The 8,116-nt window shown below is 68.9% G+C and carries 7 protein-coding genes; 5 read left to right on the forward strand and 2 right to left on the reverse strand.

Annotated features, from left to right (window positions below; all coding sequences use genetic code 11):
• The 4 genes from AC1D12_RS17625 to AC1D12_RS17640 form a co-directional block, all read left to right on the forward strand.
• On the forward strand, positions 1-828 hold an 828-nt coding region (locus AC1D12_RS17625), incomplete at its 5' end, for an AMP-binding protein (RefSeq protein ID WP_477841869.1).
• 804 nt (positions 829-1,632) lie between these two features.
• Positions 1,633-2,790: an SGNH/GDSL hydrolase family protein gene (locus AC1D12_RS17630; RefSeq protein WP_477841871.1), complete on the forward strand. Its 1,158-nt coding sequence runs from the start codon at positions 1,633-1,635 to the stop codon at positions 2,788-2,790.
• A gap of 27 nt (positions 2,791-2,817) precedes the next feature.
• Positions 2,818-3,498, forward strand: coding sequence for an OmpW/AlkL family protein (locus AC1D12_RS17635; protein WP_477841873.1), 681 nt, complete (start codon positions 2,818-2,820; stop codon positions 3,496-3,498).
• Between the two features lie 100 nt (positions 3,499-3,598).
• Complete coding sequence (locus AC1D12_RS17640; protein ID WP_477841875.1) at positions 3,599-4,648, forward strand: hypothetical protein; 1,050 nt, start codon at positions 3,599-3,601, stop codon at positions 4,646-4,648.
• 11 nt (positions 4,649-4,659) lie between these two features.
• Here AC1D12_RS17640 and sctR read toward each other — a convergent pair whose 3' ends face one another.
• Positions 4,660-5,319, reverse strand: coding sequence for a type III secretion system export apparatus subunit SctR (gene sctR / locus AC1D12_RS17645; protein WP_047587294.1), 660 nt, complete (start codon positions 5,317-5,319; stop codon positions 4,660-4,662).
• Positions 5,319-6,419 (reverse strand): type III secretion system cytoplasmic ring protein SctQ, encoded by a 1,101-nt coding sequence (gene sctQ, locus AC1D12_RS17650; protein WP_477841877.1) that lies wholly within the window; start codon positions 6,417-6,419, stop codon positions 5,319-5,321. Before sctQ ends, sctR begins: the two co-directional genes overlap by 1 nt.
• A gap of 220 nt (positions 6,420-6,639) precedes the next feature.
• Between sctQ and AC1D12_RS17655 the strand changes: the two genes are divergently transcribed.
• Positions 6,640-8,116 (forward strand): FHIPEP family type III secretion protein (locus AC1D12_RS17655; RefSeq protein WP_477841879.1); only part of this gene is annotated, 1,477 nt, incomplete at its 3' end.

Genomic DNA, 8,116 nt, shown 5'->3' on the forward strand with positions numbered 1-8,116 from the left:
GGCCGGCTGATCTCGCGCCACCGGCCGACGCACTGGACCTGCATCCCGACGATGATCATCGACCTGTTCGGCAGCCCCAACTACAGGAGCTTCGACCTGTCGAGCCTGCGCTACCTGAGCGGCGGTGGCGCGGCGATGCCGCAGGCGGTGGCCGAGCGGCTGCAGGCGGAGTTCGGGCTGACCTTCGCCGAAGGCTACGGGCTGACCGAGACCGCGGCGCCGAGCCATGCGAATCCGCCGGAGCGCGCGAAGCTGCAGTGCCTGGGCATCCCGATCTTCGGCGTCGACTCGCGCGTGGTGGACCCTGTCACGCTGCAGGAGATGCCGATCGGCGAGGTGGGCGAGATCGTCACGCACGGGCCGATGGTGTTCCAGGGCTACTGGCGTCATCCGGAAGCGACGCAGGCGGCCTTCGTCGAGATCGAGGGCCGGCGCTTCTTCCGCACTGGCGACCTGGGGCGCATGGACGACGAGGGGTATTTCTTCATCACCGACCGGCTGAAGCGGATGATCAACGCGAGCGGCTTCAAGGTGTGGCCGGCCGAGGTGGAGGCGCTGCTCTACCGGCACCCGGCAGTGCAGGAGGCCTGCGTGATCTCGGCGCGCGATGCCTACCGAGGCGAGACGGTGAAGGCGGTGGTGGTGCTGCGTGCCGAGGCGCGTGGCGTGACGCGCGAGCAGGACATCGTCGACTGGGCGCGCGATCACATGGCGGCGTACAAGGCACCGCGTCTTGTGAGCTTCGCCGACAGCCTGCCGAAGTCTGGGGCCGGCAAAGTGTTGTGGCGAGTCTTGCAGGAGCGGGAGCGCGAATCCGGGGCTGCGTAGACCGGTGCGAGCAAAGGCGCGGGCGGGGGGTGTGGGGCTCGCCGGCCGGTGCGGTCATCGCCCCTGGCGGGGCGATGACTCCCCTGCGCTGCGCAGTTTGAWGGCCCGTCGCCSAAACTCCCKCCACTCACTTCGTTCGTTGTGGTCAAACAGTSGGCGACAGTCAGTTCACGATCGCGCTKCGCGCGGGGCCATCAAACTGCACAGCTCCGGCGCCCCGTCCTRATTGGCGCTCCCCACACCCCCCRCCCCCGCCTTTGCCGAACCRGTGGCTTGATGCGCAGAAAACACGCGYKGCKCGCCCSGGTGACWACCSGGGCATCAATTCCCACTTGTTCGCTTGTCAAAGTCGAAGGAGCAGTGCGGTGGCACAAAGGCGCGTGGGGGGAGGCTGTGGAGCGCCAATCAGGACGGGGCGCCGGAGCTGGCTGGTTTCATGGCCCGCGTGCACAGCACGCTTCGTGAACTGACTGTCGCCGACTGTTAGACCACAGAGAGCGAAGCGAGCGGCGGGAGTTTCGGCGACGGGCCATGAAACCAGTCAGTGGAGGGAAGTCTTCGCCCCGCCWGGGGCGAAGACCGTACCGGCCGGCGAGCCACAGCCTCCCCCCACGCGACTTTGCGCACACAAACGACCAGCGAAACATGCATTTTTCGGGGGGGAATCCGGGCTTTCCAGCAGTCCTCGGGTATCGCTCCGCCCCTAACATCCGCGCTGATCGAAAAAACGAACGGTCGTGCAGATTTGCGCGGCGTTCCCCTCGGCCTCGGGCTGGATTCACAACTGGGAAGCAGGAGACACGGATGCATCAATGGAAACGCAATGTCGTCGCGCTCGGCGCGGCGGCGCTGGTGGCCGCTTGCGGCGGCGGCGGCAGCGACACGACGGCCAAGGTCAACATCACCGCGGTGAAGGTCATGGGCGACAGCCTGGCCGACTCCGGCACCTTCGGCTTCAAGGCGACGGTGCAGGGCGCGGATTCGCTGGTGTACCCGGAGCGCGTCGCACTGAGCTACGGCATCACGGGGATGTGCAACTACTACACGCCGACGGGTGCCACCACCTTCACGCCGAACACCGCGAAGACCGGCTGCACCAACTACGCGATCGCCAGCAGCCGCATCAACTTCCCGACCGCGCCCACCTCGCAGCTGTCGGTGATCCRGCAGATGAAGGACGCGACCGCGACGACCCCCATCGGCGCCACCGAACTCGCGCTGATCGACGGCGGCGGCAATGACGCGGCCGACCTCGTGGGTGCCTACCTCAAGGCCGGCACCGACGGCGGCGCGACCTACCTGGCGCTGCTGAAAACGGAGCTGGACGCGACGACGGTGAACACCGAGGCGGCGAACGGTGCCGCGGGCCTGGCGAAACTGGGCGGCATGTACATGGTGGCGGTCGCGACGCAGTTCAGTGCGGCCATCGACACCAACATCCTCGGCAAGGGCGCGAACTACGTGGCCGTGCTGAACATGCCCGGCATCACGAACACGCCGCGCTTCCAGCTGGTGCTGGGGTCGATCGCGGCCAAGGCGGTGCAGGGCGGCGCGACCGACGGCGGCGCTGCGGCACGTTCGCAGGCCGAGGCGCTGTTCAAGGGCTGGATCGAAGCCTTCAACGGGACGCTGGCCACGCACTACGCTGGCAACGGCAAGGTGGTCGTGGTCGACTTCTACACCTCGTTCAACGAGGAGGTGGCGATCCCTGCGCAGTACAGCCTGACCAACGTGACGACGCCGGCCTGCCCGGCCACCGGCGTCGGCACGGACGGCCTGCCGACCTACACCTTCACGACCTGCACCGACACCGCACTGTCGGCGGCACCGCCCACCGGCGTGACCGATCCGAACTGGTGGAAGAGCTACGCCTTCTCCGACGGCTTCCACCCGACGCCGTACGCCCACCAGCTGCTCGCTCAGCTGATCGCGCGAAGCCTGGCCACCAAGGGCTGGCTGTAAACCCGGATGCACGAAGGAACAACAACCATGAACAAGACATTCAAGTGCATCGCGCTGGCAGGCTGCGTGGCCGGCCTGTTCGTCAGCGGCGCGGCGAGCGCGCAAACCGCCGGCTCGTGGCTGGTGCGGGCCGGTGCGGTGCGCATCGCGCCGAAGGTCGACAGCGGCGACCTGAGCGCGCCGGCCTTCCCGGGCACCAAGGCCGATGTCGACTCGAACACCCAGTTCGGCGGCGGCATCACCTACATGTGGACCGACAACTTCGCGATCGACCTGCCGCTGTCGACGCCCTTCAAGCACGACATCAACGGTGACGGCGCCATCGCCGGCGTCGGCAAGATCGGCGAGACCAAGGCGCTGCCGATCACGCTGATGGCGCAGTACCGCTTCCTGGAAGCGAGCTCGCCGTTCCGCCCATACGTGGGCGCGGGCATCACCTACGCGAAGTTCTACAAGGAGAAGGGCACCGCGGCGTTGACCGCGTTGACCGGCGGCACGAGCGCGAATCCGACGACGCTGAAGATCGACTCGAAGGCGGCCGCGACGATCGCGGTCGGCGCGAGCTTCACCTTCAATGAGCGCTGGTTCGTCGATGCGATGGTGCTGAAGACTTTCCTGAAGACGACCACGACCTTGTCGACAGGGCAGACGCTCGACATCAAGCTGGACCCGCTGACCACGGCGGTGTTCGTCGGCTACCGCTTCTGATCGGAGCGTTGTCGGGGAAAGGCCCTGCCGTCGCGAGACGGCAGGGCTTTTTTGTTGGACGGGTCTGAACTCGTTCGGAGGTGCAGTTACTCAGGCCTGCATGAACTGCACTGCAACGCCGCTGCCGCTTCACGGCCAGGGTTTCAACATCAGCTCCGGGCGGGCAGGCGGGTCAGCGGCCTGGCCGGTGCCGGTCCCGCTGCAAGGGCAGGTCACGCGGCAGCGGCGATCGGCACGACGCACGGCAGAACCCGTGATCCGAACTTCGGCCGAACGCATGACCGCCGCGAACTGGCCGTCCACGGCCAGCCTGCTGCTGGCCCATGTGAACGACTTGTCCGGCAGTTGCCCGGTCGGCGCGTCGTGCGACGGTGCCACCGGCCTGTTGCATCCGACCCTCGCCGAGTTTCGGCGTGCGGTGGCCGTCGACTTCAAGGTCGTTCGCAGTCCCGGCCTCGGCGAGCATCGATCGCTCGACGGAGTGATCGTGTTGATTGCTGAATCCGACCACCACCAGCCCGATGCCGCGACACGGGCGCTGCAGTCGATCTGGCGGCCCGGCGACCTGCACTTCGCCGAACTGTCGGAGCCGTACGTTCGCAGCGGGCAGTTCGACGAGGTCCTGCGCGGGATTCCGGTCGTGCAGGACGACGCGGAGGGCGGAACGGTGGGCATGGACGACCATGCACTCGGGGTGCGAGTCGAAGCCTTGATGCGCGAAGTGGCCACGTCTCTGCGCGAGCTGATCGACCGGCTGGATCCCGGCGCATCGCAGGGTCGGCAGGCGGATGCCGAGGTGACGCTTGCGGCGTTGCGCCAGCAGGTCGACGGTCTGTTGATGCGCCACCTGAAGCGGCCGGCCACGTCGGTCCGGATCGTCGAGCTGACCCGGCGCCTGCTCGAACAGGAGATCGCGCTGGCGACCCTGATCGACGAGACCCTGGATTCCCGCTCCGACTCGATGGCGAAGACCATCCTCGACCGCGCCGGGTCCGACCGCGCGTCCGGCGCAGCGCCCCGCCGGACCTACGTCGCGATGCTGGGCGCGGCGCACCTGCAGCGAATGGCAGAACGCCTGCAGGAGAGCGGTCGTGCCTACCTCCTGCTGTGCCCTCACGGCGCCAGCGCATCGATCGACGCGTGCCACTGAGCGCAGGCCGCTCAGCGGTACGACATCACCAGCCCATGGATCAGCCGCGTCCAGCCGTCGAGCATCACGAACAGCAGCAGCTTGAACGGCAGCGAGATGGTGGTCGGCGCGATCATCGACATGCCCAGCGCGAGCAGCACCGTCGCGACGATCAGGTCGACGATGACGAACACCAGGTAGATGATGAAGCCGATCTGGAACGCGCGCGTCAGCTCGCTCAGCGTGAAGCTCGGCACCAGCACCATGAAGTCGTCGGCGGCCAGCGTCGCCGCGCGTTGCGGCGGCCAGATGCTCTCGGCCGACTTCAGGAAGAACTGGCGGTCGCGCTCCTGCGTGTGCTTCTGCAGGAAGGCCTTGACCGGCGCCTTGGCCGCGTCCATCACGGCGACGATGTCGTTCAGGCCCTCGCCCTTGGCGCCGAAGCTGCGGCCGCGCAGCGCGTCGCTCACCTCCATGCCCACCGGCGCCATGATGTAGATCGTCAGGATGATCGCGATGCCGTTCAGCACCATGTTCGGCGGCGTCTGCTGCAGCCCGAGCGCGGTGCGCAGCAGGCCGAACACGATCACCAGCTTGGTGTAGCTCGTCACCATCAGCGCGACGAAGGGCGCGATGCCGAACGCGACGATCAGCGCAACCAGTGTCAGCGGTTCGGGCAGCCCGGCACCCATCACAGCTCGCTCGCGGCGAACTCGGACACGCGCACGCCGAGCTGGTCGCCCACCGCGACCAGGTAGCCCTTGCCCAGCACGTTGCCGTGCGCGACGATGCGCACCGCACTGCGGTTCAGCGCCTGCCCGAGCTCGAACACGTGGCCGGGGTTCAGCCCCTTCAGCTCGCCGAGCGAGACCGACAGCTCGCCCACTTCGAAGCGCAGCGTCACCTCCAGCGCGTCCAGGCGGTCCAGCGGCAGCGCCGCGGCATCGTCGTCATGGCCGGCGAGCTCGGCCTCGGGGGTGTCTCGGTTCATGTCGTTCTCTTTCCAAGGCTGCAAGGTGATGCGTGTGCCTTCGGCCAGCCCGACGAGACGCCGTCCCGTCACGCCGCCGAGCTCGGCGCTGACCAGCAGGCCCGCACCGGACGATGACCAGCGCTCGATGCTGATGATGTCGCCGGGGCAGACGCTGCCGATCTCGCGCACGCTGATCTGGCTGTGGCCGACGACGAAGGGCAGCGGAATGCGCAGACCGTCGAGCGCCGCCGTCGTCCGCAGCGCGCGCGGCATCGGCGGCGCGGCCGCGAGCAGGGCGGCCAGCGCCGCGTCGTCGTCGAACAGCAGGTGGCCGCCATGCACGCCGTCGCGGCCGGCGAGCGTGAAGCCGGCAGCGCGCTCGGCCAGCGTGGCGGCAGGCGGTTCGGCGGGCGCCTCTGCATCCGCCGGCGGCGGCGACCACTCGAAGCGCAGGTGCAGGGCCTTCTCCAGCGCATCGGCCAGCGGATGCAGCGCATCGGCCAGCAGCACGTAGCGCAGCTCGCGCGGCAGCAGCTCGGTGTGGCGTTCGTCGAGCAGGGCCGACAGCAGCGGCAGGTCGAGCGCCAGCCAGCCGGCGTGCACGCCGAGCCGCCAGCGAAAGCGCATGCGCTCGCTGCCTGCAGCGGGCACGCCGCGATGCCGCCACTGCAGCGTCCACGGCTGGCCGCACAGGGTCAGCACGCGGGCGTTGCCGTGTGCATACAACGCGTTCAGCGCCCGCACCAGCGACGCATCGGCACGCGGCAGACGCGGCGACACACCGAGGTCGCGCACCTCGGGTCGGGGGCGTGGCGGCAAGGTTGAAACGTGAGTTTGTTCACGCATGGTTCGGCGCAGCGTACCCAAGCCGACCCGATTGAGGAACTACGCAAAACCGTAGGGGGCGGCATGGGTGTCGGATCGGCCACTACGGAAATTCGTGGTTGCTGTCCAGCGGCAGCGAGCCCTAGAGTGCGCCGGCACCAGGCGATTTCCGTGGCATACGTCACGGAAGCCTTCGGTGGATGAATCGCGCCTCATGCCCACACCGTCGAACGCGCTCCCTGCCAACCACCGGGCGAACCGCGGCCTGCGCGGCTGGCTCGGCCTCGCCGGCCGCCAGAACGACCTGGTGCTCGCCGGCCTGCTGGTGGCCATCGTCGCGCTGTTCGTGCTGCCGCTGCCGACGCCGCTGCTCGACCTGCTGATCGCCACCAACCTGGCGGTGAGCCTGGTGCTGCTGATCGTCGCGATGTACGTGCCGTCGGCGCTGTCGTTGTCGACCTTCCCGTCGCTGCTGCTGTTCACCACGCTGTTCCGGCTGGCGCTGAACATTGCATCGACCAAGCTGATCCTGCTGCACGCGCATGCCGGCCACATCATCGACACCTTCGGCAAGCTGATCGTCGGCAACAACGTGGTGGTCGGCGCAGTGGTGTTCCTGATCATCGCGATCGTGCAGTTCATCGTGATCGCCAAGGGCTCGGAGCGGGTGGCCGAGGTCGCGGCCCGCTTCGCGCTCGACGCGATGCCCGGCAAGCAGATGAGCATCGATGCCGACGTGCGCGCCGGCGTGCTGTCGTCGACGCAGGCCCAGGCGCGCCGCCGCCTGCTGGAGCAGGAGTGCCAGCTGCACGGCGCCATGGACGGCGCGATGAAGTTCGTCAAGGGCGATGCGATCGCTGGCATCCTGATCGCGATCGTCAACATCCTCGCCGGCATCGCGATCGGCACGCTGATGCTCGACATGGCCGTCGGCGCCGCGGTGCAGCGCTTCGCGATCCTGACGGTGGGCGACGGCATGGTGTCGCAGATCCCGTCGCTGCTGGTGTCGATCGCCGCCGGCATCGTGATCACGCGGGTCGGCGCGCAGGGCGGCGACGAGCAGCCGACGCAGCTGGCGAGCCAGATCGGCCAGCAGGTGCTGGCGCACCCACGCGCGCTGATGGTGGCGGGGGCGGCGCTGGCGAGCTTCCTGCTCGTGCCGGGCTTTCCGAAGTGGGTGTTCGGCCTGCTCGCCGCCGTCGTGCTCGGCACCGGGCTCGCGGCGCGCGCACTGCGCCGCCGGCGCCATGTGTCCGACTGGATCTCGCACCCGGGCGCGCCCGATGCCGAGCTGCGTGCCACCGACGATGCGCTGGCGTCGCCGCTGGCGGTGCACCTGGCGCCCGGCCTCGGTGTCGACCTCCACTTGCTGGACCAGCGGCTGAGCGGCGTCAAGTCGACGCTCGAGGCCGAGCTGGGCCCGGTGTTTCCGCGGCTGCGCATCGTGCATTCGCAGGCCCTCGCCGACGCCGCGGGCTACCAGGTGCTGGTGCAGGACGTGCCGGTGGCGCGCGGCAGCGTGCGCGCCGGCTGGCGCCTGCTGGCCGATGCCGACGCGGCGGCTCCACCGCCCGGCGCCGAGGTCGGCGAACCGTTCGGCCCGTTCGCGCGCGTGGTCTGGGTGCCGGCCGCGTCGCCGGCGGCCGGGCTCACCGCTGACGAAGTGATCGCCGCGCACGTCGAGCAGGTGG

Source organism: Rhizobacter sp. P1_G5 (assembly GCF_056405435.1).